Source organism: Actinomycetota bacterium (assembly GCA_012837825.1).
Classification (GTDB): domain Bacteria; phylum Actinomycetota; class Humimicrobiia; order Humimicrobiales; family Humimicrobiaceae; genus Humimicrobium.
Map to the genome: position 1 here is coordinate 1 of DUQM01000048.1, position 25354 is coordinate 25354.

General features: G+C 35.7%; 29 protein-coding genes. 12 read left to right on the top strand and 17 right to left on the bottom strand.

Annotated elements, in window-relative coordinates:
- Positions 1-67 precede the first annotated feature (67 nt).
- A complete protein-coding gene (locus GXZ93_03465; GenBank protein ID HHT78838.1) occupies positions 68-703 on the bottom strand; it encodes a cobalamin-binding protein in 636 nt (211 codons plus the stop codon).
- A gap of 189 nt (positions 704-892) precedes the next feature.
- Here GXZ93_03465 and GXZ93_03470 point away from each other — a divergent pair, with 189 nt between their 5' ends.
- From GXZ93_03470 to GXZ93_03480, 3 genes are read left to right on the top strand one after another with little or no spacing between them, the layout of a single operon-like run.
- A complete protein-coding gene (locus GXZ93_03470; GenBank protein ID HHT78839.1) occupies positions 893-1627 on the top strand; it encodes a DUF1638 domain-containing protein in 735 nt (244 codons plus the stop codon).
- A 42-nt stretch (positions 1628-1669) separates the two neighbouring features.
- Positions 1670-2842 carry a peptidoglycan DD-metalloendopeptidase family protein gene (locus GXZ93_03475; protein ID HHT78840.1) on the top strand — a complete coding sequence of 391 codons (1173 nt, stop codon included), beginning with the start codon at positions 1670-1672 and terminating at the stop codon, positions 2840-2842.
- 55 nt (positions 2843-2897) lie between these two features.
- A complete protein-coding gene (locus GXZ93_03480; GenBank protein ID HHT78841.1) occupies positions 2898-3533 on the top strand; it encodes a hypothetical protein in 636 nt (211 codons plus the stop codon).
- Positions 3534-3537: 4 nt separating this feature from the next.
- On the opposite strand, the gene GXZ93_03485 is transcribed toward GXZ93_03480, so the two are convergent.
- From GXZ93_03485 to GXZ93_03530, 10 genes are all read right to left on the bottom strand, one after another.
- Complete coding sequence (locus tag GXZ93_03485; protein HHT78842.1) at positions 3538-4152, bottom strand: hypothetical protein; 615 nt, start codon at positions 4150-4152, stop codon at positions 3538-3540.
- 412 nt (positions 4153-4564) lie between these two features.
- Positions 4565-5329 carry a DUF1287 domain-containing protein gene (locus tag GXZ93_03490; protein HHT78843.1) on the bottom strand — a complete coding sequence of 255 codons (765 nt, stop codon included), beginning with the start codon at positions 5327-5329 and terminating at the stop codon, positions 4565-4567.
- 44 nt (positions 5330-5373) lie between these two features.
- The gene (locus tag GXZ93_03495; GenBank protein ID HHT78844.1) at positions 5374-6948 is read right to left on the bottom strand and encodes a hypothetical protein; all 1575 of its coding nucleotides are present in this window, start codon (positions 6946-6948) and stop codon (positions 5374-5376) included.
- Positions 6949-7284, bottom strand: a complete 336-nt coding sequence (locus GXZ93_03500) for a hypothetical protein (protein ID HHT78845.1) — start codon at positions 7282-7284, stop codon at positions 6949-6951.
- 1 nt (position 7285) lies between these two features.
- Positions 7286-7870: a hypothetical protein gene (locus tag GXZ93_03505; protein ID HHT78846.1), complete on the bottom strand. Its 585-nt coding sequence runs from the start codon at positions 7868-7870 to the stop codon at positions 7286-7288.
- 15 nt (positions 7871-7885) lie between these two features.
- Positions 7886-8317 carry a 4Fe-4S dicluster domain-containing protein gene (locus tag GXZ93_03510; GenBank protein HHT78847.1) on the bottom strand — a complete coding sequence of 144 codons (432 nt, stop codon included), beginning with the start codon at positions 8315-8317 and terminating at the stop codon, positions 7886-7888.
- Positions 8318-8325: 8 nt separating this feature from the next.
- Entirely contained in the window at positions 8326-9261 is a 936-nt protein-coding gene (locus tag GXZ93_03515; protein HHT78848.1) for a hypothetical protein, read from the bottom strand.
- Between the two features lie 56 nt (positions 9262-9317).
- Positions 9318-10835 carry a hypothetical protein gene (locus GXZ93_03520; GenBank protein ID HHT78849.1) on the bottom strand — a complete coding sequence of 506 codons (1518 nt, stop codon included), beginning with the start codon at positions 10833-10835 and terminating at the stop codon, positions 9318-9320.
- On the bottom strand, positions 10828-11226 hold the full coding sequence (gene nuoB / locus GXZ93_03525) for an NADH-quinone oxidoreductase subunit NuoB (protein HHT78850.1): 399 nt from the start codon (positions 11224-11226) through the stop codon (positions 10828-10830). The genes GXZ93_03520 and nuoB overlap by 8 nt, the downstream gene beginning before the upstream one ends.
- 5 nt (positions 11227-11231) lie before the next feature.
- On the bottom strand, positions 11232-11630 hold the full coding sequence (locus tag GXZ93_03530) for a hypothetical protein (protein HHT78851.1): 399 nt from the start codon (positions 11628-11630) through the stop codon (positions 11232-11234).
- A 273-nt stretch (positions 11631-11903) separates the two neighbouring features.
- On the opposite strand from GXZ93_03530, the gene GXZ93_03535 reads away from it, so the two are divergent.
- Positions 11904-12974, top strand: a complete 1071-nt coding sequence (locus tag GXZ93_03535; protein ID HHT78852.1) for an AI-2E family transporter — start codon at positions 11904-11906, stop codon at positions 12972-12974.
- Here GXZ93_03535 and larC read toward each other — a convergent pair.
- Together larC and GXZ93_03545 are read right to left on the bottom strand one after the other, a co-directional pair.
- Complete coding sequence (gene larC, locus GXZ93_03540) at positions 12938-14155, bottom strand: nickel pincer cofactor biosynthesis protein LarC (protein HHT78853.1); 1218 nt, start codon at positions 14153-14155, stop codon at positions 12938-12940. The two genes, GXZ93_03535 and larC, sit on opposite strands and share 37 nt — an antisense overlap.
- 1 nt (position 14156) lies before the next feature.
- Positions 14157-14816 (bottom strand): histidinol phosphate phosphatase domain-containing protein, encoded by a 660-nt coding sequence (locus GXZ93_03545; protein HHT78854.1) that lies wholly within the window; start codon positions 14814-14816, stop codon positions 14157-14159.
- Between the two features lie 136 nt (positions 14817-14952).
- On the opposite strand from GXZ93_03545, the gene GXZ93_03550 reads away from it, so the two are divergent.
- The gene (locus GXZ93_03550) at positions 14953-15642 is read left to right on the top strand and encodes a DUF2085 domain-containing protein (GenBank protein ID HHT78855.1); all 690 of its coding nucleotides are present in this window, start codon (positions 14953-14955) and stop codon (positions 15640-15642) included.
- On the opposite strand, the gene GXZ93_03555 is transcribed toward GXZ93_03550, so the two are convergent.
- Positions 15629-16258 (bottom strand): hypothetical protein, encoded by a 630-nt coding sequence (locus tag GXZ93_03555; GenBank protein ID HHT78856.1) that lies wholly within the window; start codon positions 16256-16258, stop codon positions 15629-15631. The two genes, GXZ93_03550 and GXZ93_03555, sit on opposite strands and share 14 nt — an antisense overlap.
- Before the next feature lie 214 nt (positions 16259-16472).
- Here GXZ93_03555 and GXZ93_03560 point away from each other — a divergent pair, with 214 nt between their 5' ends.
- The 7 genes from GXZ93_03560 (at position 16473) to GXZ93_03590 (ending at position 23216) form a co-directional block, all read left to right on the top strand.
- Complete coding sequence (locus GXZ93_03560; GenBank protein ID HHT78857.1) at positions 16473-16661, top strand: hypothetical protein; 189 nt, start codon at positions 16473-16475, stop codon at positions 16659-16661.
- A 141-nt stretch (positions 16662-16802) separates the two neighbouring features.
- Positions 16803-18002: a cysteine desulfurase gene (locus GXZ93_03565; protein ID HHT78858.1), complete on the top strand. Its 1200-nt coding sequence runs from the start codon at positions 16803-16805 to the stop codon at positions 18000-18002.
- A gap of 27 nt (positions 18003-18029) precedes the next feature.
- Entirely contained in the window at positions 18030-18341 is a 312-nt protein-coding gene (locus GXZ93_03570; GenBank protein ID HHT78859.1) for a metal-sulfur cluster assembly factor, read from the top strand.
- A 25-nt stretch (positions 18342-18366) separates the two neighbouring features.
- On the top strand, positions 18367-20157 hold the full coding sequence (locus GXZ93_03575; protein ID HHT78860.1) for an NAD+ synthase: 1791 nt from the start codon (positions 18367-18369) through the stop codon (positions 20155-20157).
- Between the two features lie 26 nt (positions 20158-20183).
- Positions 20184-20513 carry a hypothetical protein gene (locus GXZ93_03580; protein ID HHT78861.1) on the top strand — a complete coding sequence of 110 codons (330 nt, stop codon included), beginning with the start codon at positions 20184-20186 and terminating at the stop codon, positions 20511-20513.
- On the top strand, positions 20476-21837 hold the full coding sequence (locus GXZ93_03585) for a glutamine synthetase (protein ID HHT78862.1): 1362 nt from the start codon (positions 20476-20478) through the stop codon (positions 21835-21837). The genes GXZ93_03580 and GXZ93_03585 overlap by 38 nt, the downstream gene beginning before the upstream one ends.
- 365 nt (positions 21838-22202) lie before the next feature.
- Positions 22203-23216 carry a class II fructose-bisphosphate aldolase gene (locus GXZ93_03590; GenBank protein ID HHT78863.1) on the top strand — a complete coding sequence of 338 codons (1014 nt, stop codon included), beginning with the start codon at positions 22203-22205 and terminating at the stop codon, positions 23214-23216.
- Positions 23217-23392: 176 nt separating this feature from the next.
- Here GXZ93_03590 and GXZ93_03595 read toward each other — a convergent pair whose 3' ends face one another.
- From GXZ93_03595 to GXZ93_03605, 3 genes are all read right to left on the bottom strand, one after another.
- A complete protein-coding gene (locus GXZ93_03595) occupies positions 23393-23551 on the bottom strand; it encodes a hypothetical protein (GenBank protein ID HHT78864.1) in 159 nt (52 codons plus the stop codon).
- 63 nt (positions 23552-23614) lie between these two features.
- Positions 23615-24490, bottom strand: coding sequence for a ParB/RepB/Spo0J family partition protein (locus GXZ93_03600; protein ID HHT78865.1), 876 nt, complete (start codon positions 24488-24490; stop codon positions 23615-23617).
- Entirely contained in the window at positions 24468-25250 is a 783-nt protein-coding gene (locus GXZ93_03605) for a ParA family protein (protein ID HHT78866.1), read from the bottom strand. Before GXZ93_03605 ends, GXZ93_03600 begins: the two co-directional genes overlap by 23 nt.
- Positions 25251-25354: the final 104 nt, after the last annotated feature.

The following is a 25354-nucleotide window of genomic DNA, read 5'->3' on the forward strand; positions in this document are numbered from 1 at the left end:
AAATGCCTAATTCCGGTTAGGCATTTTTAATTTAATATCCCTATTAAACGGGTTAAATACCCGGTTTTTAAACGGTGAGCAGTTTTTCAGAGACCTCAACAGCTGTTGAAGCATCAGCTGCATATCCGTCAGCGCCAATACTGTCAGCATATTCCTGTGTAACAGGAGCACCGCCAACTATAATTTTCACAGATTTTGCGCTTCCGTCTTTTCTTACTTCATCAATAATTTCTTTCATCGCAGGCATTGTTGTTGTAAGAAGAGCGGAAAGCCCAAGGATGTCTGCCTTGCTGGAATTTACTGCTTCCACAAATTTTTCAGGCGAAATATCCACGCCGAGATCAACAACATTAAAACCCGCACCTTCAAGCATCATTGATACAAGATTTTTGCCGATATCATGAAGATCTCCCTGTACCGTTCCGATAACAGCAGTGCCCTTGGATGAAGCACCTGCTTCTGAAAGAAGCGGCTTTAAAATATCCATAGCTGCATGCATTGCTCTTGCTGCAATGAGCACCTCAGGAATATACATTTCATTGGCTTTGAATTTTCTTCCGACAACTTCCATACCGGCAATAAGACCTCCGTTGAGTATTTCTGCAGGGTCTATACCTTTGCCCACCAGATCCTGGGTAATCTCCTTGCTTCTTACATTATTACCCGTAAGGATTGAGTCAGCAAGCTCCTGATATTTTGCCATACTTACTCCTTCTTTTTAAATAATTAATAATAGCTTGGCTAATAATATCAAAAAAAATGAAAAGTTTAAAAGGTCTTTATATGAGAAATGATTTTTTTCTTTTTTGATTTAGATGATAAAATGACAATATTATATGCAGGTCTTTTTTTTGGACTTTTATTTATCAGAAATAAAAATTTGGGAAATCAAATGAAAAGCATAGCCGTAGTATGCGATGTAATGAAAAATGAATTTACCATGTATAAGAATAAGGCTGACAATAATCTCGAATGCATTTTTCTTGAGCAGCATCTTCATAATACTCCGAATATAATGAATAAAAGATTGCAGGAAGTTATAGATGGTATCGAAGGAGATTATGATAATATCCTGCTTGGCTATGGACTATGCAGCAACGGGGTTGTTAATTTGAAATCTGAAAAATATGAAATTATAATACCCAGGGTCGACGACTGCATAAGTTTGTTTCTCGGCTCAAAAGAGAAATATCTTGAAGAATTTAAAAAAGACCCGGCAACTTATTATCTTTGCAGAGGCTGGATTGAATATGGAGGAGACCCCTATCGCGGTTATCTTTTATGGACTGGCCAGGAAGATAAAATACCTGGGAGCTGGCTTAACAACAGGAAGGTTTACGGGCAGAGATACGACAGAAAGATGGCGGAATTTTTATTTGTTGAAATCATAAAAAACTATAAACAGGTCACGTTGATCGATAATAATGATCTTGAAGAGATACATATCAGATTTGCCGGGGATATGGTTGACCTTATGAGTAAAATGCTTAACAGGGAAGTAAAACTGAAAATCATAAAAGGTTCTCTGGAGCTTTTAAGCAGACTGGCGCAGTGCAGGTTCGATGAAAAAAATTTTTTAAAAATAAAACGTGGGGAAAAGATTCTGCAACAGCATTTCTTTAAGTAAACCGGTAATAAAATATTTTATTTACAATACGGATAGAAGAAAATGAATTTTTTTAGAAATAAATATAGTTTGAAGTTCATTATCCTGCTAATAATATCCATCCTGATATTTCAGCCCGGTCTGGTTCCCGCCAGCATTCATGCAGATTCAGCCGGGGACAGCCTCAAAGATATCGGCATGCAAAAGGAAGAGACCAAAAAGAAAGTCGAAGATGCCAGAAACGAAGAGGAAAATTATATAAAACAGGTAAATGAAGTTGAAGACAATATGCTTGCAGTCCTTGATGACCTGGAAGAGCTGAATAAAAAACTTGATGAGTCTAAAAACAATATCTCAGATATGACAATCGATATTGCCATGCAAAAGGAAGAGTTAAAAAAGATAGAAGCAGAAATTCTGGAAAAAACTGAAATTCTGAACAAGCGAGTGACAGAAATATATAAAAAGGGAAACAGCAGCTCAATAGACGTAATTTTTAAATCAGTTGGGTTCATCGATTTTTTTACCCGGTTGAAAATGGTATCGGCAATTGCCCAAAAGGATATTGAGATTATCAATGAAATAAAAGACAAGAAACAGGAACTGATTGAATCACAGAAAAATATAATAAAAATGCATGAAGAAGAGCTGAAGCAGAAGAAAGAACTTGAAAGCCTTATTGAAGAATCACAGAAAAAGAAAAATGAGCTTGAAAAAATATATAATCAGAAAAAAGAGCTTTTGACCATTGCAACTGCCAATAAAGAAGCCCTTCTTACCCTGGAAAGACAGCTTGAACAGAAGCAGGTGGAGATAACAAAAGTTCTGCAGCAGTATAATTACGGTTCATCTCCTACAGGGAAACTGATGTGGCCGGTTTATGGAAAACTGTCGAGCGGATTCGGCAACAGAAGATCTTATTCGGGATCTGTCAGATTTCATGCCGGAATTGATATATGGGCTCCATCCGGAAGCAATATTTTTGCCGCAGAAAGCGGACAGGTATTAAAAGCTGAATATCACGGAGGATACGGCTACTGTATTCTTATTTATCATGGCGGTGATTTTGCAACCTTTTATGCTCATCTGTCCGGATTTGCAGTATCTGTCGGCCAGACAGTACAAAAGGGACAAATTATAGGCTATGTCGGGACCACAGGATATACAACAGGCCCGCACTTGCACTTTGAAGTCAGAGTAAAAGGAAATGTTCAGAATCCTCTTAATTATTTTTAAATAATTAAATTTTCATATAGACTATGAAAATTTAATATTGTATACTTTTCACACAATGCAAAATTCTTGTAGTAAAAATTTTGATGAGCTAAACAGCAAAGTTCTTGATTGTAAGAAATGTGCTGAGCTTGCCCGGTTAAGAAAAACTTCTGTTCACGGAGTAGGCGCTGTTAATGCAAGAATAATTATCATTGGTGATTTCCCCAGAGAAGACGGTGCAGAATCTACCGGCATTCCATTCACAGGCGATGCTTCGGGAGAACTTATAAGAAAATTAATAAATGACTCCGATTTAAGCCTTGAAAGCGATATTTACCTTACTTATCTTGTAAAATGTAATCCAAGAAAGAAGATGTCTGCCGTTGACGGCGAAAAAATAAGCTTCATCGAACCGGCTGAAGAACATAAGAATAACTGCATAGCCTACCTTTCAAAAGAAATAACCATAATGACTCCCCATCTTTTAATTACGCTGGGATTGGATACAAGCAAATATATCTTAAAATATTTTTTCTCAATAGAAAAAGACGTTAAAGAAATGGAAGATCTTCATATGAAATTATTCGAAAATCCTTCATTTAAACTTGTTCCATTTTTTACTCCGCATGACGTTACCGTAAATAACAAAATAAGCATCGAGCAGTATACTGAGGACTTCCAAAAATTATCAGAGTTTTTAAAAATAGTTTAAGCTTTCAATCTTCGACAAGATACACTTTTAATTTTCTTCTGCCAAATCTGTAGCATTCTTCAAGACTCTCAAAAACAAGGTCTATTCTGTTTCCTTTTATCCAGCCGCCTGTATCGGCAGCCAGGGCTTCGCCGTATCCCGGGATATAAAGTTTTGTCCCCAGAGGTATTACTCTCGGGTCAACCGCAACAATACCTTTTCTTGCGCGAAAACCGATAGCAGTAATGCCATTCCCGCTCAGGCCTCCGCCACCGCTGAAATAAGCTGTGGCAACCATATCCCATTCACCAATAAGCGTGAGGCCCGGTGGCTGTATCTGTCTTATTCTTTCCTTTATTTCCGCAAGAAGAGTAGTAAATTCTGATTTTTCGGTTTTTACCTGTGCCAGTAAAGCCTCCCTGTTTGCAAGATAATTTTCCAGAGCTTCTTTTTCGAGAGTTATATTTTCCTTGGTAATTTTTATATTATTCTTTGTATCTTCCGATTTTCTAAAAATCATTTCGTAGGTATTTTTTTCTTCTTCAAGATTGCGCATCAGTTCCTGATTGGTTCTTATCATACGTCTGTAAATATAAAGAACCTTGGAAACTTCATTAAGGCTCTTTGCGCTTATAAGCATTCTTGCTACCCTGTTATTGCTGTACTTGTAAGATTTTACAGCATTTTCTTCCAGTTCATCCTGTAATTTTTTTATATTTTTCTCTATTTCCGTCTTTTTTTTATAAAGCTCTTTTAATTCTTCCTCAAAATTATCCAGCTTGTTCTGAAGAGAAATTATTTCTCCTTCCTTCTGGCTTATCTGCGTTTCTGCTGACAGGACTTCCGATAAAAGCTGCTCTTCATCTGAGCTTAGTTGAGATATTTTTGAGGCAAGCTCCTGCAATGTTGCAGCTTCAAGTCTGCCGGGCCGGATGAAAGGATATGAAGTCAATATCAGGATTATTATCAAAAAAATTACAAAAAATCTCGAAGGATTTATATTAAATTTTAATTTTCTTCCATACTTTCCCATATTTACGCTCACGGAAAAATTATTCGGAAAATCTGTAATGTCCGGTGATAACTCTGTTCTCAAGAATATTTTCTTCAACAGTATATCCGGGCTCTATATAATTATAAATGATTTTGGGAGTCCCGTTTCTTGTAGTGTTATTTGTAATAATTCCTACATTATCCGTAAACCCGTCTTTGTTCATGTCAAAGAAAACAATATCTCCGGGAAACCATTTTTCAAGATTTTTCAAATCAGCACTATTAAAGTCTGTAATAAGCGAAATTGCATTTCTCTGAAAAAATATCTCCATATTCTGTATTCTTCTGTAATCTATGTCAATATCCGTAACTCTCTGATTCCATAGCTTTAGAAGGGGGTACTGGTCAAAATTTTCCTTTATATCTTCATTGATCAAAATTCTTAAATCATATCCTGCTTCCTTAAGAGCTCTTGCAATAATATCCGTATTTAGCGCCCATTCTGCCGGCGGATCACCATCCTTATAATAATTTGGTTCCTGCGAGCCCTCAATAAAAATGTTTTTTGATTTTATTTCAAGCTGCTTTCTGGCACCCAGCACAATATCTTTTGCATCATTAAAACCATTCTTATTATAATCGGTTTTTACATCTATATCGTCCAGTTCTATAAGCCGGTACCGAGGCAAAATCCCGGAAAGAGCGGTCTCCGGTTCAAAAGTATCCCTGAAATTATATTGTCCGGTGTTTAATATCACAATAAAGATTACGAACAATATCAACATTACTATTATTAAAAATGTTCCTCTGTGTGACTTCACCATGGTTGTAAAAAGAATTTCCTGTTTTATTATTTATAAACAATATTCTAAAACAATTTTATCTCTGAAAAATTCAGGACGGATGTGCTTATTCCAAACAAGCCAAGAAGATAAAAGATACCGGCAATAATGATGAGTAGCATAAAAAAATATAAGAATATCAATAATGGTTTTGAAAATGACACGCTTTTATCATCTGTACTTGTTTTTCCTGAAAGACCTGAAATCAGTACTCTTAATATACAGGCTGTAAAAAAGGCAATATAGATTATTGCAGTAAATATTATAAGCCAGCCAAGCATCGGAGACAGATTATCAAGCCCTCCCTGAAAGGCTTTTCCGATTATGTCCACATAGTGGTTTTTATGTGAGAATCCGGCAAAAGCCGGTATACCCATCAAAGAAATACAGCCGATAACGAAGCTTGCAGGAACAGCTTTATTTCCTGTAAACATGGTCTTCAATCTTTTTATATCATTATATCCTGTTCTCTTTTCCGCCAGGGTAAAAATCACTGACACCGGAAGAAATGATAAAACAAGCAGAGACAGTCCTGAGTAGTTCAGCATTCTGTAGGTATCTTCATTTATATAGTCAACCATATATAGAAGCAAATTAAAAATATTGCCTGTAAAAATCAGAAGCACAAGATTTGCAGTTATCTTTCTTAAATTATTAGTTTTCAGCACAGCCAGACCGCTGCCTGCTGTTGAAACTATTACCATTAAAGACAGCGAGATGACAAGCACCGTTTTAAAATCATTATTGACAGTATAGATAATTGAAGAAAGTCTTGTAATAAAAATAACACCGGGCAGAAAATAATAAAACCATATAAGATAACTTGAATCGGGAGATATTCTTGAAGTTATTTTAGTATACGGTGAATGGAAAGGGAAAAAACCAAAATAAAGATAAATAGCTATTCCGAAAATCACAAATACAAAACCAAGATTGCCTTTAAAAGCAGCCACACCTTCGGAAAGCTGAATAAAGTTCTTAAAATCTGAGACTCCATACAACAGAGATGTGCCGAAAAAGATGAAGAGCACTGAAAATAAAACTGCCAGAAAGAATTTTGAAATACTCATATAAGCACGACTGTGGTATTCAGCATCTGAAGATTTTCTGGTAATATTCCGGTTTTTTAAAACAAAAACATCTGTTTCGCTGATAAGCGTTATTAATGCAAACAAAGATATCAGGAAAAATACAAGACTTGCAAAAAAGGCAATAAAGTTTCTGGATATGGTGAAAAATATCAAAGCTGATGAAGAAAAAAGAAAAATAAGAGCAAGCTTTAAAAAAGATTCCGAGCTTCTGTTAAATACAAAAATTATTATAAATATTATTAATGAAATTATAAGTATATAGGATATCTCAATTATCTGGGCAATACCTGAAGTAAACAAATTATCGGAAAAAGCGCCGTTTCTTAAAAATCCTGCAATATTTACTATGAATGCTCCTGCAAATGCCAGGATCGTAAAGATAAAGATGAAAGTCTTCAGGCCGTTTTTTTTCGAATTTGCAAAAAACAAAAGCACCAGCACAGCCAAAAGAAGTACTGCTATTGTTCCAAATGGATTTATGAATGTGGCTATATTTTTTATCAGATCCATTTAATCATCACCCAGCCAGTCGTTTATTTTGAAATTATACAAACCTGAAGAAAAATCCAGTTTATCCGTCTTGTACTGATAAATATTCGATTTTAAATAAAAAATTATCATATACTGAAATAAGAATATCGTAATTACAGCAATAAGCATAAAAGTGACAGCCCAGATTGAAGTTCCGTAAAGAATCTGTGAAAAACCAAGAAAATTAATTATTGCCGCAGTGAAAATAAGTTGCAGGGAAATTATTATTCTTGATATATTTTTAAAAAATAATGAAGAAAATACTCCTATTAAAAACAATGTCAAGCTTGAAAGAAATATAAAAGTTATATCCATTTTATCTCTTTCTCCTATTGCTGATTATTGTAATCGACCATATTGAAACCATAAAAATCAAAATCATCAAAATTATTATCAGTATTATATAGTTTGAAAAAATCTCTTTTGCCATATCGGAAAATGTCGCAATGGTTATTTTGTCGGCAATCTTAAAAGATTTAATAAAGTCGGTATTTAATTTTATAAACAAAAACATAATGCCCGAACAAAAAAGGACAGGGATAATATAGTTCAACAGAGACTCTTTTTTCCCCGGACGTTTTTCAAGCTCATACTCCAGGGAAACCGTACTGAAATCTTCACCGGATTCCTCACTTATGTTTTTAACTGAAAAAATCTCTTTTTTTAACTCAAACAGATAAAAAGAAGCTGTAAAAAGCATTGCCGGCACTGCAAGCAAAAAAGTCAGCTCCATGAATCCCAGGGTGAAATAAAAAAATCCTGTAAAAAGAAAGAAAAAAAACAGGAAAACAAATTTTCTTGTGGATTTAACACAAATCAGGGAAAGGACTGCAAATATCAGAACTGCGGACAGAATTATATATTGGGAATTTTTAATTATTATTAAATTATTTATTTCCATTATACTCTCCGTCGCCTATGGTTTTGTCCAGAAATCTCTTATGGAATATTCTGCCTGTTTTATAAGATCCATCTTTTCTATTTCCAGGCTTTCAATATCATGTTCAGCCATCTGATACCTGTAAGAAAGTTCGATTGCCTTATATTTGCACACTTCAACGCAGTTTCCGCAAAAACTGCACAATCCCAGATTTATATAAAACTCATCCAGCACAGCTTCATTATCCTCATATGTTCTTTTTACAGCTATGCATTTCTGCGGACATGCTTTTTCACAGTCCTTACATCCATTACATATTATATCCAGGGTATCAAGATTTAATTTTAACCTTGGAAGACCGCGGCTTCCTTCATTTATAAGTATTTTTTCCCTCGGATATAAAACAGTTTTGGGCTTTCTGAAAATATTCCCCAGATTTATAAAAAAGTTTTTAATTACTCTCAGCATATTTTATTTTAAACCAATGAATATACATTTCTTAATATATAAAAAATTATTGTCAGCAAAAGATTAAAAACTGATAAAGGAAGCAATATCTTGTAACTGAGATTGATAATTTTTGTTTCATTATTAATACCGGATATGGATCTTTCAAAAATCATCATTAGCACCAGGACAACATAAAATTTTATTGCAACCATGATATCTCCCCTTATCATATATAGCTTTTCCCATCCTCCCAGATAAAGGGTATTAAACAAAATAATTGTAAAAAATATTATCATATATCCTGAGAATCTGTGGACAAGCTTGCTTATGCCTTCACCTTCTTTTAAAATGTTGTCCTCAAAAGTAAATTGATTCAAGTCAAAAAGATTCAGCAGTTTTATCTGAAGAACAATACTTATGAAAAAAACTATAAAGCCGACAGGCTGGTATGCAATATTCCATAGCCGGTACTGCGAGTTTATAATTGTCCTGAAACTTAAAGTACTGTTTAAAACAGCTACAGACAATATGCAGAAAAACATCGGCAGCATAAGAGAAAGTATCTGATTTATTCTTTTCAGGGAGTCACTTATTATAAAGCCATAATTTGAGCATGAAACAGAAAAAATCCTGAGGATAATTATAAGAACATAAATTACTATAACTGCGATAAGATTGAAGTCCGATTCAATAAGCGAGATATTGTAAGAGATTGGTAAAAAAGCCCACATGCTCAGAGAAAATACAAAAATAATTATATCCCAAATGGAAAATCTGTAATCTTTGGATATGTATTTAAGGGAGCTTGAAAACGGAAAACCTGTCCCTCCTCTTTTATGCCCTCTAAATCCACGCCTTAACTCTGTTCTTGCAATGATTTTATTGTTTAAAAGTGAAACAATATACAGATTTATCCCCAGAGTCAGTACAATTATTCCAATTTTTTTAAAAATCAAAAGCATTTTTCAAACTTCCAAAATAATAATATATAAAACAATAATAATAAAAAATCCGTGCGCTAATACATTTCCGGACTCTCTATACAGAAACTTGATATAGTTGTCAAAAGATTATTAAAATTACAGCCTTCCAGCGTTTTTTCACAGGCGAACATATTATTCGATAAGGGACCTATCGGTATTATTTCTATTTTTGAATCCGGGTGGATTTCCATATAAAGCTTGAATATGCCGTCCGGACACTCGACGCTTGAAATTACCGACGACTGTTCATATTCAATTGAAGACGGGACAAACATCTTGTCTACAGGACCCACAGGCATAATCCTTATTATCTCATTTATTATTTTTAAAGACTGGTATATTTCCTTAAACCTTATTATCACTCTGTCAAGATTATCTCCATATCTGCCCAGCGGAATTGTAAAAGGAAAATCTTTATACAGCAAATGCCCGGGGTCCTTTCTCATGTCATATCTGAAACCTGATGCTCTGAGATTAGGACCGGTAAGGGCAAATGACTGCGCCTGTTTTACGTTTAAATTTCCGATTTCCTTCAGTTTTCCCAGGATGACTATATCGCTTGAGAATGAGTCTTCTATTCTTCTGATGTTTTTAAATATTACAGGAAGAGACTTAAATATTGTTTTGAGAGTATTTTCATCTATATCCTTTTTTACCCCGCCTATTCTTGTAAAATTGGGAATTATCCTTGAGCCTGTGATCATCTCAATAATATTAAGTACTTTTTCTCTTTCAGTTAAAACATAGTTGAGAAGATACTGGCTGCCTATTACGAGGCTTGTATTTACAATAAAAGAAAGATGGCTTGATATTCTGAAAAGTTCGCATAAAAGCATTCTCAGGTAAACTGCCCTTTTGGGTATTTTCATTGAAAGCAGATTTTCGATACCCATACAGAAACATATTTCAGGAAAAATTGCAGCTTTATAGCTTAATATATTTATACTGGCAATAATTTTGTTTATTTCAGAAATTTTAAATAATATGCTCTGGTTGAAAGACGAAATGTCGTTTGAAAGGTATGCTTTGGTAATTATGTCATCTTCAAATGAGAGATATATGTCGAAACTGTCCAGTGTCTCAGGTGTCTGCGAAAGTATGACTGCATCTCTGCTGGCATCTTTCAGATAATGTCTGTCCGTATAATATTCCGCTGTCTCATAATACTGTCTGACAGAGTCAATTACTGATTTATATTCTGTTCTTTTTTCGGCAAAAGGATGTCTTACTCTTATATTTATTGTTACACCTTTATTATAAGAAAGAAGACCGATTATAAGAAAATTTCTCTGTTCCTTGTATTTTATATAGCTTAATATATCGAACTCAAGATCCGGATTATTTTTAAGAACATTTATTACTTCAGAAAGATTTTCGGGAACAACATCAAACAGAATATCTCTTCCATAATTATAAACAGCGCCGATTTTATTGCCAAAAAGGAAATCAATTTCCTTTTCAATATCTTCTGAATAATTGATTGAACGTTTTAATTTATTATCTTTTAGTTCTTTTTCTGTCATTCTGATTATTTTACTTTCCTGCTCAGACATTTTCTGCAAGCCTTAACATTGCATATATGAATGCCTCCGGCCTTGGCGGACATCCGGGAACATAAATGTCAAAATTCATCTTTTTTTTAAAAGTATTTATTAGAGTATCATCAGATTCAAAATACGCATTTTCAATTGCGCACTTTCCATAAGCCATTACCCATTTTGGATCTTTCATGGCATCATATATTTCGATGAGTCTTTTCACATATTTTCTGTTTAAAAATCCCTGCACAATAAGCACATCGGCGCTTTCAGGATAACTTACTACGGATATTCCGAACCTGCTTATGTCGTATACCGGACCTGTGGAAGCAATAATTTCCTGCTTGCAGCATCCAAATCCTGATATATAAATATTAAAACTTGATTTTATAAGCGAACTACTCAAAACAATCAGTCCTGCCTAAATATTCCCGACCTTACAATATGTATAATAGTGACAATTACAAAAACAAAAATTATTCCTATGAAAAAAAGATTTAGTTTCAAACCGACAAGATCTTTAATTACAATAAAACATAAGGCCAGAATAATAAAAAATATAAAAATAACAAAAAACGTAAAAAGTGAAAAAAGATTTAAAAGCAGATTGGGATCTTTTCTTATATTTATTATCCTGAAGACATAAGAGCCCTTTTGCTGTTTTTCTGCTTCTGTTTCATTTTTTCTTTTTTTCCCTGCAAGAACTTTGAAAACCAGAAAAATAATCAGAAAAAGGAATAATGAGATAAAAATCATTATGCCTAATGAAATTAAGTTTGAGATATAGGAAGCTATAGATTGTACCGGCATTTTGCTAACTCAGTTATTAAAATAAAAATTGCTTATAAAATTTATCATAATTGCTCTTTTACTTCAATTAATTATTAATATAAAATGCCTCCTTTATTTTAAAATAATAGGTTTTAAAAGACTTTTTGTAAAATTGTAATCATTCCTGTTTGTTTATATAATTCTAATAATAATATTTTCAGGTTCCTGTCATAAAGAGGCGGTTAATTAAATTTGCAGAACCCGAAAAAAAAATTTAAAAACAGATTTTTAAACGGCGACCGTGTATCATCGATGAAAAATATCGGTATATTCTCATGGTCGCTGATTGGCTTCATTATAATAATTGTCCTTATCTTTTACATAGTCCGTCTGATAAGAACAGCGGTAACTCCCCTTCTTATAGGAATAATAATCGCATATATGCTCATACCGCTTGTGAAACTTCTTCAAAAAAAGATGAAAAAAATATTTGCGGTAACAATATCCTACATTGTTTTTCTTGCAGTCATCTTTGTAATAATGTTCTTTCTTATCCCTCTTGTTGTAGAGCAGTTCAAGACATTTATAATGCAGATACCTTTTTATATGCAAAGCCTTTCAGACTATTTAAGCAATCTTGTAGCTACAAATACTCTTGTGCAGAACGTACAGGATTTTTTCCAGATTGAATCAACCCGGCTTACGGCAGAGGAAATATCCAAATATCTGCTAGGACTGCTAAATATAGAGAATTTCAATATTTTCCGGGGAGCCACTACTGTAACCAGAACGGTCTTCAGCATAGTCCTTAACTTTATAATCGGCCCCATACTTGGTTTTTACATATTGAAAGATAAAGAAATGATACGCTCTGCCTTTCTAAAAATAATACCTGTCAGAAAAAGGCTTGAGATTGATACCATGCTTACAAAAATAAACGGGGTTTTCAGCAGATATATAAGAGGGCAGCTGATCGTTTCTTTTATTGTCGGAGTTTTGTGCACAATAGCTCTTCTTATACTTAGAATTGATTTTGCAGTTCTTTTAGGCTTTATGGCCGGTTTGCTTAACCTTATCCCTTTTCTGGGTCCCATAATAGGAGCGATCCCGGCAGCATTTACTGCATTGTTTGTATCCCCGCTTAAGGCTTTGCTTGTTGTAATAATTTTTGTTGTCATCCAGCAAATAGACAACTATGTGATATCTCCAAATATCATGAAATACCAGATAGGGCTTCACCCGGGAATAATAATTTTCTCGCTGATTGCCGGCGGAGCTGTATTCGGATGGATAGGGTTGCTGCTTGCTGTACCGGTAGTTGCAATAATACAGGAAATTTTAAGATATTATCTCATTGAAAAAAAACGGCCGACATCGCGATAGATGTCTTTCAGGGGTTTCTTTGTTTTTCGGGCAAGCTGTCTGCATGATTCATATTCAGGCGAACAGGTAATTATCTCCCCTTTTAAATATCCGAGTTTTATCCCGACTTCTCCGTATGGAAGTTTTACAAAATCTTCTTTTCTTTCAAGAAAATATCTTCCGGCCCTGGTCCTTCTTATGCCAAGAGTTGTGGTTTCTTCAAAAATCATTCTGGATAATTTAACCTCTTCACTGCTTTTGCATAATATATTTAACTGAACTGCCTGTCTGTCTTTTTTCATAAACACAGGCTCGGTCCATACGTCAAGCGCCTTTTCCTGCAAAATCTTTTCTGTGATATAACCTATATGCTCAGGAGCCATGTCATCAATATTTGTCGAAAGAATAATTACTTCTTCAAAATCAAAGCCTTCAGACAATGCTCCTGCTCTGATTTCAGAAATATCCTTGTTTTTCCGTATATTTTCATGACAGAGAAGAAGTCTTAAAAGATTCGGAATTTTATCTGTTTTTCTGCTTCCGCTTCCATACCCTATTTTCTCTATATTAAGGAAAGGCATTCTGCAGAATGAATCTGCACAACTTCTTAAAATAGCTGCTCCTGTCGGTGTGGTAACTTCAAAATCAAAATCTCCTGAATATGCCGGAATGCCTTTCAGTATTTCTGCTGTAGCAGGAGCAGGAACCGGCAGTCTGCCATGAGCAGTATCAACAAATCCGGAGCCAAGAGGAACAGGTGCGGAATATATTTTTTTCAAACCAAAATAGTCAAGCCCTATCGCCGTACCGACAATGTCAATTATTGAATCAGTTGCCCCCACTTCATGAAAATGAAGCTTGTCAGCCGGAACAGAATGTATTTTTGCCTCTGCAGCTGCAAGAACATCGAAAATAGAAATTGCTGTCTTTTTTATATTTTCTTTCAAACTGCTGCTGCTTATTATTTCTTTTATTTCTTTATAATTTCTTGATGTCTGTGAATCAGATATCTCCACTTTAAAATCGGTGCAGGCAATTTTATTTTCAGTGTCCCTGCTAATCATTATCTTATATCCATTTACAGGAAGTTTTTTTAGTTCCTCAATCAGGATATCCTTTTTGAGCCCAAGATCAATCAGGGCCCCGAGCATCATGTCCCCGCTGATTCCTGAAAAACAATCAATATATATTATTTTATCCATTTTACATCCCGATTCTTTCTAAAAGAAGTTTCACATTTTTATCAAATATTTCTTTTATTTCATTTTCATCCAATCCGGCACCTCTTGCAACTTTGATCTGTCCGTCCCCGAAATAAAGGCCCTCATAACTGTGTGAATCGCTGTTAATTAGAAATTTTGCCCCCTGCTCTCTTCCGGTTTTTACCACATGCCCGTTCGTGAGGCTGTGTCCTGCTTTTCCTGTTATTTCCAGAAAAACCCCCTTTGCTGCCGCTATGTCCGCTTCTTCAGGAGTGATAAGTCCCGGATGGGCAAGAATGTCCACATAGTCTGAATTTACTGCATAATAATCAGTTCCCGGCTCAACCTGTTCTACAATACTCTCCCCATGGACGATTACAAGTCCGGCTCCTTTTTCCTTGGCATATTTTGCCATCTCATCTATGCTTTTTACAGGTACATTTGTAAGCTCCACGCCCGGGATAGCTTTTATATCCCAGTATTCCTCTGCAAGTCTGCAATCTTTTTTTAAAGCATCTATTATATAATCAATATTTGAATAGCTGACATGATCCGTTAAACCTATTATGGAATATCCGTTTTTACTTGCATTTCTTATATGCTCAATAGGTATGCTTTCTCCATCAGACAGAAATGTATGGTTATGAAAGTCAAAAATCATATTATTCTCCAATCAGCTTATTAATATTACAATAAATATAGATTTTAACAATTAAGATAGTAAAAAACTATATTTATGAATTTCAGCCCAGCTTTTGATATTATTCCTATAGAAATAATTATAGTTTTTAATTACCATGACCGACTTTCTGTTAGATATTTTTAATAAAATCGGATTTTCCGTTTGTCACCAGATACCGGAACGGACTATAAGTTTCGGCACAAAAAGCATGCCTGTCTGTTCAAGATGTATGGGTATTTATATTGGATTTATGTTTTCCATAATTATAATGCTGATTATTTTCAGAAAAAAGGAATCAGGCTTTCCGCCGGTATATATAATCATATCAAGCATTATTTTTATCATCTCTGCAGGAATAGACGGGCTTTTTTCCTATATGGGAATATATGAAACAAATAATATTATAAGAATAACAACAGGATATCTGTCAGGAATGGGGATATCTGTTATCTGCTATCCGGTTTTTGCATTCCAGTACTACAAAAATCCAAAAAACAGGCAAATCTTTGATTCCGCCCGGCATTTTACCGTTCTGCTCTTTGCTGCAAGTATTTTTATACTGACAGCAATTTTAAAACCCGCTTTTCTCGGAAATTTTTATTATTTCCTAAATATTTCTGCAATCATTTTTACTTTTACATTTTCGAATCTTCTGATTGTATTGTTTATTCCCTGTTTCTCAAAAAAATCAGAAAGATTGTTTTCAGCATATCTTGTACTGTCGGTAGTAATCGGGATTATTCTTTCATTTCTTGAAATATATCTGCTCTGGCTTTTCCATATGTTTCTTATCAGAAAATTTTAAACATGCCGAAGAAAGAATAGCCGAAGAAAGCGGTTATTGCAGTTACCACAGATCCGCAAATAACTTGTGCTATTGTATGTCTTTTTATTTTTACTCTTGCCCATGCAACAAGAGGAATCAGCAAAATAAGAAATAATGCCCATTTCCCAAAAATTATAAAATAGGTTATACAGAAAAATGTAATCCAGCTTGTATGAAAACTGATTTTCCAGAAATATGTTATCAATATAAACACGAAGACCGTCAGGAAGGAACCGAAAAATATCGCTCTGAGATAAACCGGAGACTTGAGTATATAAAAAACAAAAAAACCGAGCATATAGCTTACAAGAGTGACAAGAATAGGTTTTATTCTTTCTTCCCTTTTGGGAACATGCAGGTCGTTTATTTTTTTCTTTTTATACAGGATAAAAATAAACATAAACGGTATCAGGCTTCCAAAAAGAATACACAAAAAAGACCACAGGAGTATTTCTTTATATGTGTGGAGCATATAAAGATTCATGACAAAATAAGCCGGAATCGATATATAAGATCCGTCAAATATATACGATACAATTTTTGCAAATTTGCTTACTTTCAAACTATTCCTTAACCAGAAAATGTCTTTTCTCATAATGCAATTTAGTTAACACTAACAGATTATAAAACTAACAGATTAACCGTTTATTTGAAACAGAAAAATAAAAAAATATGCCTTTTAATATTTATATGCGGAATAAAAGAAATTATATCTGCATAACGGATGCGTTTGAGCCGGCTGAAACACATGATTCTCTCCGGAATGATAAACGGAAAAAAATAATGCCTACCGGTAAAATGCGTGATGTATGAGGATGTGCCGGGAAAAAATCCCTGAATGGGGCGCTGTTTCCCATGGTGCACAAAAAAATGCAATATATTTGAATGACAAATACAATCTGAATAGAATAGATCCGACAGGCATAAAGGAGCTACATGGTCGGCCGGCACTGTTTGCGGCCACCTCTGGAAAGAAAGAGAAATATTTGGCAAAATAAGATATGTGAACCATCCGGGGACACTCAGCAAGTTTGACATGAAGTCATATATAGAAAAAATAAACAATATTGCCGGTATTTAAAAGTATTATTATTGATTTATTGCTATAATTCAATTCATTGAAAACCTAAAAAAGCATGATGAATCGTTTTAGTCATTATATTTATATGGATCACAGCGCGACTACTCCTGTTTTAAAGGAGGTTGCTGATTCTGTTTATGATGCAATGACTCTTTTTTATGGAAATGCTTCCGAACCTCATCTTCTTGGAAAAGAATCGCGCAAAATGCTTGAAGACTCCAGAAAAACAATTGCAGGAGCATTAAACGCTTCTCCGGAAGAAATAATTTTTACAAGCGGAGGAACTGAAAGCAACAATATGGCAATATTCGGTACAGCAGAAGCCTGTTTTAGAAAGGGAAACCATATAATCACTTCTGAAATAGAACACCCTGCAGTACACATGCCTCTTAAAATACTGGAAAATGAAGGTTTTAAAATTACATATGTGCCTATTGACAGGTACGGAATAGTAAATCCTGATGAAATCAGAAAAGCCATTCAGCCTGAAACCATGCTTATAAGCATAATGCACTCAAATAATATTATGGGTTCAATACAGCCGATAGAAGAAATCGGAAAAACAGCCAGGCAGGCAGGCATTGTCTTCCATTGTGATGCAGTTCAGAGCTATATGAACATTCCGCTGGACGTAAAATCACTCAATGTCGATCTTCTTACAATTTCCGGACATAAAGTCTATGCTCCCAAAGGTACTGGCGCCCTGTATATCAGAAACTCCGTAAAAACAGTTCCCCAGATTTTTGGAGGAGGACAGGAAAAAGGCCGCAGATCAGGAACTGAAAATATTCCCGGCATCGTCGGACTTGCAAAATCTACAGACATTCTCTTTCCTACAATAGATAAAAGGGCACAGGAGCTTAAAATTTTAAGGGATTATATAAGAGATGAAGTTATTTCACAGATAGACGGGGTAATCTATAACGGTCATAATGAAAAAAGGCTGCCGGGAAATATAAATTTTACTTTCCGTGATTTTACAGGAGAAAGTCTTGTTAAAAAACTTGATGAATGCGGAATTGCGGTTTCAGCCGGATCTGCATGCCAGAACGGTTATGCAGAGGGAAATGAATTTCTGCTTTCGATGGGAATCTGCCAGGAACTTACAGGAAATTCGATAAGAATTTCCCTGGGTTTTGAAAACACCAGGGAAGAAGCCGATTATCTAATCGACTGCCTTAAAAAGATCTGCAGTAAAAATATAAAAAGTTCGGTTGTTTACAACAGTAGCCTGAAGGAAAAATATTTTACTTTTTAACATAAAGCACAGAAAGAAAAGATTAAAATGGGAAAAATAACAAGCGACGACGTTTATAAAGCTCTTGCAGAAGTATATGATCCTGAAATCCCGATAAATATAGTGGATCTTGGTCTTATTTATAAAGTTGAAGTTGATGATGATAATAATGTAGATATCGATATGACATTTACAACAAAAGGCTGTCCCATGCATATACTTATCAGGGAACAGGCGCAGGCAAGCGTTAAAAAAATAAACGGGATCGGCAATGTAAATGTCAATCTGGTATGGGAACCTCAATGGACTCCTGAAATGATATCAAAAGAAGTCGGGAAAAAAATATCAGGGGAAGAATAGGAAAAATCAGAAAACTGGAGTCAAAATTTCAATTTTAAGGATTTGCGCTGCACAAGTTAACCCTATTGTGGGTGATTTTGAAGGTAATTTCAAAATAATAAACAACGCAGTAAATATTGCGTCAGGTTATGGTTGCGATATTATAGTATTCCCTGAACTGACGCTGACGGGTTATCCCCCCGAAGACCTTTTATTAAAACCTTCTTTTCTGCAAACGAACTTAAAATATATAGAAAAACTAAGAGAACTGTCTGAATGTCTGATAGTAATTTGCGGTTCTGTAAGAGAAAGTAATGGAATATTTAATTCTGCTTTTGTTTTTTCTGATAAAAAAGTTATTACTTTTTATGACAAGCAGAATCTTCCCGGCTATTCTGTTTTTGATGAGGAAAGTTATTTTCAGAAGGGAAACAGCAATAAAATATTAGATATAGACGGATGTCTTGTCGGATTAAGCATATGTGAGGATATCTGTTATGCTGAAGAGCCTGCAAAAATTCAATCTGTTCCGGGAGGAGCGGAACTGATAATCAATATTGCCGCTTCGCCCTACTATATAGGCAAGCCCGCTGAAAGAGAAAAAATGCTCCATGCCAGGGCGGTTGATTCAAGAGCCTGCATGCTTTATGTTAATCTGACAGGCGGACAGGATGAGCTTGTCTTTGACGGTAATTCAATGCTGTTTGATGCCGGGGGAACTCTTCTTGCAAGATGCAGACCTTTTGAGGAAGATTTGCTGATTTATGACCTTGATCTGGAAGAAGTCAAATCCCTGAGGCTTAAAGATCCGGGATATAAAATGCAGAGGCCGGAACTCTTGAATGCCTGGGAAGACTATAATATTGAAGTGATAAAAATTCCAATAAACAGGAAAATATCCTGTTCAGACATCGCCGGTCCTCCAAAAAGTTCCGGAAAAAAATTAGCGGGCAATGCTGAGAGTCTGGATTATAAAGAGCTGATTGCCTGTGAGGAAGATGAGATTCTTAAAGCCCTTGTTCTTGGAACCAGAGATTATTTCCACAAGAACGGATTTAACAAAGCCGTCCTTGGATTAAGCGGAGGCGTGGACTCCGCAATCTGTGCTGTAATTGCCTCTCTTGCCATCGGAAGCGAAAATGTGACAGGAGTTTTAATGCCCTCGCCTTTTTCCAGCAAGTCAAGCATAGATGATTCCCTGGATCTGGCTGCAAACCTTAAAATCAGTCATGTTGAAATACCTGTTTCAGAAATTTATGATGCTTATCTTAAAACATTAAATAAAATTTTCAGTTCGGACGATATAAATCTTACAAAAGAAAACATACAGGCAAGAATCCGCGGCAATATTCTAATGGCCATGTCAAACGAATTCGGCTGGCTTGTCCTTTCAACCGGGAACAAAAGCGAAACAAGTGTCGGATACTGTACACTTTATGGTGATATGGCCGGCGGGCTGTCACCCATAAAAGATATATATAAAACAAAAGTCTATAAGCTTTGTGAATTCATAAATAAAAAATTCAATGATATTATTCCGGAAAACACCCTGACAAAAGTGCCCTCAGCCGAGTTAAAGCCGGGACAAACAGACCAGGACAGTCTCCCTCCTTATGATTTGCTGGACAGAATAATAAAATCTTACATAGAGGATGACATGGATTATGATTATATCAGGGATGTTCTTGGTTTTCCCGAAGAAATAGTAAAAAAAGTAATAAGACTTATAGACATGAATGAATATAAAAGAAGACAGAGTTCCCCCGGCATCAAAATAACACAAAGGGCTTTTGGCAAAGACAGGAGATTTCCCATAACAAACAAATTCAGGAACTGATTGATTTGTAACATGGAGATTAAAATATGGAAAATATAAGAATCATTTCCAGAAACAAAGATCTTCCTGAGATCATACGGAATCTTTTAAGAAGTAATTTCGGAGTTTCAGCAAAGGATTTTTATAAAAATAATATAAATTTCCGGATGACAAATCCGGTTCCGGAAACTGCAGATTCGCTGAACGTCAATCTTCTAATCATTGGTCCTGCAAGTCTTGATATTAAAAAAGAAATAATATATCAGGCTGGTCCGGGATTTACATTTAATCCGGAATTTTTAAAAGATTATTTTTTTATTTTAAATCGAAATAATAACCATGGAGGAGGAGCTGGTGGAAGATTTAAAAAAAATTGATCAGATGAAAGAATTTGTATTAAAGAAAGCAAAAGACAACCATATAAAATTTATAAAATTATGGTTTACGGATGTTCAGGGTATGCTTAAAAGCTTTTCAATAACTGTTGAAGAGCTGGAATCAGCTTTGTCGGAAGGAATGGGTTTTGACGGTTCTTCAATAGAAGGTTTTTCAAGAATTGAAGAAAGCGATATGATAGCCATGCCTGATCCCTCAACATACCAGATACTTCCCTGGAGACCTTCCGAAAAAGGAGTTGCAAGGATGTTTTGCGATATTATGACACCGGACGGCAAACATTTTGAAGGAGATCCCAGATGGATATTAAAGAAAAATCTTGCAAAGATCAAAGACCTTGGATACACATTTTATGTGGGGCCTGAGCTTGAATACTTTTACTTTAAAAAAGATGCCGGCAAACCCGAAACGCTTGATAATAGCGGATATTTTGATCTTACAACCTTTGATGTTGCAAGCGACTTGAGAAGGGAGACCATTCTTTACCTTGATGCAATGGGGATTGCTGTTGAATACTCTCATCACGAAGTTGCCCCGTCACAGCATGAAATAGATTTAAGGTACCGGGATGCGCTCACAATGGCAGACGCAGCAATGACTTACAGGATAGTGGTAAAGGAAGTCGCATGGAATCATGGCGTTTATGCAACCTTTATGCCGAAACCCATATCCGGAGAAAACGGAAGCGGCATGCATGTGCATCAGTCCCTCTTTAAAGGCGAAAGGAACGCATTCTTCGATGCTTCAGATCCGTTTAATCTGTCAGCTGAGGGAAGACAGTATATAGCCGGTCTTCTTAAGCACTGCAAGGAATTTGTCGCAATCACTAATCAGTGGGTTAACTCGTACAAGCGCCTTGTGCCGGGTTATGAAGCGCCTGTTTATATATCATGGGCAAGAAAAAACAGGTCTACCCTGGTAAGAGTACCGCTTTACAAGCCTGGAAAAGAAAATGCTACAAGAGTCGAATTCAGATGTCCTGATCCTGCTTGTAATCCTTATCTTGCATTCAGCGTTATGGTTGCAGCCGGAATGGAAGGTATTAAAAACAAATATAAGCTTTCTGATCCGATTGAGGCCAATATATTTGAAATGGATTTAAAAAGAAGGGAAGAAGCAGGCATAGAAACTCTGCCCGACAATCTTTACGAAGCAGTTAAAAACCTTGAAAAGAGCGCTCTTATGAAAGAAGCGCTCGGAGATCATATTTTCAATAAATTCATCGAAAACAAGAAAATCGAGTGGGAGAGATACAGAACATTTGTAACAGATTATGAAATTAATAATTATCTGCCTATTCTGTAGTTCTGTAACTTTGTAACTTTGTAGCCCTGTAATTCTGTAAGTATGCAAGTACGTTTTACAGGCGGCAGGCGGTTTTTAAAGAATTGGCTGTTAATGAATTGTTCAGGCTCCTTCGCAAAAATAATAATAACGGCTATCCGGGCAGGAGAAGGGATCAAAGCCTTCTCCTGTTCTTTTATTTCTACTGTTAATTATATTTTGAGACAGTCCGCAGAATGAATCAGCAATTTAATTTTTAATAATAATTTTCAAATTTTTGTGTATAATTATTTATCTAGGAAGTTAAATGATTTATTATATTTAAAAATCACCGGATTTGGTTTATTTTTATTATATTTAAGTAGTTGCAATGAAAGGATTTTGATATGGCTTTAATTAATTTAAAAGATCTTTTAAATCACGCCAGTAAAAAAAGATATGCGGTAGGCGCTTTTAATGTTACCAGTATGACATTTATTGATCCTATAATAGAAGCCGCCATCGAATCGAATTCTCCTGTTATAATGCAACTTGCAGAAGTTCACTTCAGATATTTAAATCTTGAGCATATCGCACCGGCGATTATAAAAGCTGCAAAAGAAGTTGGGGTGCCGGTCTGCATTAATCTTGACCACGGCAATAGTTTTGAAACGGTAATGCGTGCAATAAGAGCCGGTTTTACATCGATTATGTTTGACAGAAGCGCAGAGCCGCTTGATGTCAATATTGCACAGACAAAAGAAATTGTAAAAATCGCACATAGCGTAGGTGTCAGTGTGGAAGGTGAAATAGGAAATATAGGAGGCGAAGCTGTAGGAGTTGCTGCTCCTACCCCTCATGCGGCAGATGAAGCATCCTTCACAAAAGTAGAAGACGCTGTAAGGTTTTATGAAGAAACAGGCGTCGATGCTCTGGCTATATCTGTAGGAAATGTGCATGGAACTTATAAGGGTGAGCCTAATCTTGATTTTGACAGAATAGAGAAAATAAATAATGCAATCCCCATACCCCTTGTGCTTCATGGCGGCTCAGGGATATCAGATGATGATTTCAGGAAAGCGGTAAGCCTTGGGATCTCAAAAATAAACTTTTATACCGAAATGTCTGCCGGCGCAGTAAAAACTGCACGTAATTTCCTTAATGAAAATCCCGAATGCATTAGCTACGGGGATCTTTCAAAAATAGTACAGAAAGCAATTAAAAACTCTGTCAAGGATCGTATGGATGTTTTTGGAAGCAAGGGCATTACCGCTTCTGATAAAACACTTTGCATTTCATGTGATGATACATCATGCGGACTGGAAGAACCGGCTTTCAAGCCGGAGGCAAAAACACTTGTATATGATTCACTGGTTGATTTGATTACAAAAGAAGTCATTTCTCATATGAAAGACGTATAACCCGGTACCCGGATAGCTCGTTTTACAGCAAATTAATTACACAAGGGCTTATGTTTGTTACCGGATAACCGTAATCTTATAACCATAATCTTATTAAGGAAGCGTGGTAATTTGAGCTTTGTCTGAACATAATCTGAACTTTGTCTGAACATAGCGATGTCACGGCAAAACATCATTCAGATATGGAGCTGATTATTTATACTATACGGTATTCTTGCTACAAGCATCTCTTCAAAATAAAGAGCAGTCCGGTACCATCCAAACATTGTAACTTCTATTGCAAAACAAAACGGCATATATAATGCATAAGGAGCGCTCCGGTGCTGTCCAGACATTGTAACAATATCCTCTTGGAGAAGAACAAAATTCTATTTTTTCGCTGTTCCGAAAAGAGCCGTCTATATGTTCCCTGAAATTTTTTCCACTATTCTTTCAAAATCTCCTATGCTTCCGAATTCTATCTCTATTTTCCCCTTTTTCTTTCCCTGTATTATTTTGACAGGAGTATTAAGAATACCGGATAGTTTCTCACTTATTGAAGAGAATTTGGAAAGCGGTATGATTTCCCGATTTTTTCTGGCTTCAGGAAGGCTCTTTTTTTTGTTTACCAGTTTTTCCACTTCCCTTACGCTGAGGTCGAACTTAACTATATCTTCAGCTATCTGCAGCTGGTCTTCAGTTTTTTTCAGGCTTGCAAGGGCTTTTGCATGTCCCGCCGTCACTTTCCCTTCATCTATAAGTTTCTGGATACTTATGGGCAGGCTTAATATTCTTAATGTGTTTGTGATAAGAGCCCTGCTTTTCCCTACCTGCCTGGAAAGCTCATCATGCGTAAGCTTAAATTCTTCCAGCAGCTGCTTGAACGTAAGGGCCTGCTCAACAGGACTTAAGTCCTCACGATGAATATTTTCAATCAAAGCCATTGCAAGACTTGAATTATCATCTACATTTGTATTGATGATTGCCGGTACTGTTGTAAGCCCGGCCATTCTTGCTGCCCTGAACCTTCTTTCGCCTGCAATTATCTCATACTTTTCCTCACCATCTATTTTTCTTACTGTAATCGGCTGAATCACTCCAAACTGCTTTATAGATTCAGATAATTCATGCAGGCTGTCCTCAAAGAAATTACGCCTCGGTTGATTTTTATTAGGTTCAATAACATCAATACTTATATCAAGAATACTGCTGGAATTTATTTCTGAAGATTCCGAAGTCTTGCTTATATTGGGTATCAGGGCTCCTAATCCCCTACCCAGTCCTCTCTGAGCCATTTTCAATCACTTCCTTTGTAAAATCCTTATATGCCAAAGCCCCCTTGCAGTCAGGATCATAGAATAGAATGGGCTTTCCATAGCTTGGCGCCTCACTTAATCTTACGTTCCTGGGGATTATTGTATTATAAACTTTACTTGAAAAATATTTTTTAACTTCAGAAAGTACCTGTTCGGAAAGCTTTATTCTTGGATCAAACATTGTCATAAGAGCTCCGGCTATTTCAAGCTCGGAATTAAGGTTTTCCCTTACAAGTGTTATTGTGTTAAGAAGCTGTCCCAGTCCTTCGAGAGCATAGTATTCACACTGTATCGGTATTATGACTTCATTTGCGGCACTCAATGCATTTATTGTCAGAAGGCCCAGAGCGGGCGGACAGTCAATTATTATATAATCATATGATTCGTTCAGTTTGCTGATTGCTTCTTTTAGCCTGTATTCACGTTTCATACTTGTTACAAGCTCAACTTCAGCTCCTGCCAGCTGTATCGAGGAAGGAATGATAAACAGGTTTGAAAATTCAGTTTTAGCGATTATGTCATTTATGTTTTCTCCGGATATCAGTATATTGTAAATCGATTTTTTATCCGAACCGAATTCAAAACCCAGACCGCTTGTCGAATTGCTCTGGGGATCCATGTCAATAATAAGGGATCTGAAGCCGAAATGGCCGAGATATGCAGTCAGATTAACAGCTGTGGTGCTTTTCCCGACTCCGCCTTTCTGGTTTGCGATTGCAATAATCCTTTTGGTGCTAATATTGTTATAAGTATTATTATCTCTCAATTTTTAAGTCTTCTCCATATATATTAACAATATTGATTAATAATATATAACTATAATAGTTATAATGAAAGAAGAAA

Coding starts and splice junctions, on each gene's coding strand:
- GXZ93_03465 (HHT78838.1), bottom strand. CDS start 703: ATGGCAAAATATCAGGAGCTTGCTGACTCAATCCTTACGGGTAATAAT.
- GXZ93_03470 (HHT78839.1), top strand. CDS start 893: ATGAAAAGCATAGCCGTAGTATGCGATGTAATGAAAAATGAATTTACC.
- GXZ93_03475 (HHT78840.1), top strand. CDS start 1,670: ATGAATTTTTTTAGAAATAAATATAGTTTGAAGTTCATTATCCTGCTA.
- GXZ93_03480 (HHT78841.1), top strand. CDS start 2,898: ATGCAAAATTCTTGTAGTAAAAATTTTGATGAGCTAAACAGCAAAGTT.
- GXZ93_03485 (HHT78842.1), bottom strand. CDS start 4,152: ATGCTTATAAGCGCAAAGAGCCTTAATGAAGTTTCCAAGGTTCTTTAT.
- GXZ93_03490 (HHT78843.1), bottom strand. CDS start 5,329: ATGGTGAAGTCACACAGAGGAACATTTTTAATAATAGTAATGTTGATA.
- GXZ93_03495 (HHT78844.1), bottom strand. CDS start 6,948: ATGGATCTGATAAAAAATATAGCCACATTCATAAATCCATTTGGAACA.
- GXZ93_03500 (HHT78845.1), bottom strand. CDS start 7,284: ATGGATATAACTTTTATATTTCTTTCAAGCTTGACATTGTTTTTAATA.
- GXZ93_03505 (HHT78846.1), bottom strand. CDS start 7,870: ATGGAAATAAATAATTTAATAATAATTAAAAATTCCCAATATATAATT.
- GXZ93_03510 (HHT78847.1), bottom strand. CDS start 8,317: ATGCTGAGAGTAATTAAAAACTTTTTTATAAATCTGGGGAATATTTTC.
- GXZ93_03515 (HHT78848.1), bottom strand. CDS start 9,261: ATGCTTTTGATTTTTAAAAAAATTGGAATAATTGTACTGACTCTGGGG.
- GXZ93_03520 (HHT78849.1), bottom strand. CDS start 10,835: ATGTCTGAGCAGGAAAGTAAAATAATCAGAATGACAGAAAAAGAACTA.
- GXZ93_03530 (HHT78851.1), bottom strand. CDS start 11,630: ATGCCGGTACAATCTATAGCTTCCTATATCTCAAACTTAATTTCATTA.
- GXZ93_03535 (HHT78852.1), top strand. CDS start 11,904: ATGAAAAATATCGGTATATTCTCATGGTCGCTGATTGGCTTCATTATA.
- larC (HHT78853.1), bottom strand. CDS start 14,155: ATGGATAAAATAATATATATTGATTGTTTTTCAGGAATCAGCGGGGAC.
- GXZ93_03545 (HHT78854.1), bottom strand. CDS start 14,816: ATGATTTTTGACTTTCATAACCATACATTTCTGTCTGATGGAGAAAGC.
- GXZ93_03550 (HHT78855.1), top strand. CDS start 14,953: ATGACCGACTTTCTGTTAGATATTTTTAATAAAATCGGATTTTCCGTT.
- GXZ93_03555 (HHT78856.1), bottom strand. CDS start 16,258: ATGAGAAAAGACATTTTCTGGTTAAGGAATAGTTTGAAAGTAAGCAAA.
- GXZ93_03560 (HHT78857.1), top strand. CDS start 16,473: ATGAGGATGTGCCGGGAAAAAATCCCTGAATGGGGCGCTGTTTCCCAT.
- GXZ93_03565 (HHT78858.1), top strand. CDS start 16,803: ATGAATCGTTTTAGTCATTATATTTATATGGATCACAGCGCGACTACT.
- GXZ93_03570 (HHT78859.1), top strand. CDS start 18,030: ATGGGAAAAATAACAAGCGACGACGTTTATAAAGCTCTTGCAGAAGTA.
- GXZ93_03580 (HHT78861.1), top strand. CDS start 20,184: ATGGAAAATATAAGAATCATTTCCAGAAACAAAGATCTTCCTGAGATC.
- GXZ93_03585 (HHT78862.1), top strand. CDS start 20,476: ATGGAGGAGGAGCTGGTGGAAGATTTAAAAAAAATTGATCAGATGAAA.
- GXZ93_03590 (HHT78863.1), top strand. CDS start 22,203: ATGGCTTTAATTAATTTAAAAGATCTTTTAAATCACGCCAGTAAAAAA.
- GXZ93_03595 (HHT78864.1), bottom strand. CDS start 23,551: ATGTCTGGACAGCACCGGAGCGCTCCTTATGCATTATATATGCCGTTT.
- GXZ93_03600 (HHT78865.1), bottom strand. CDS start 24,490: ATGGCTCAGAGAGGACTGGGTAGGGGATTAGGAGCCCTGATACCCAAT.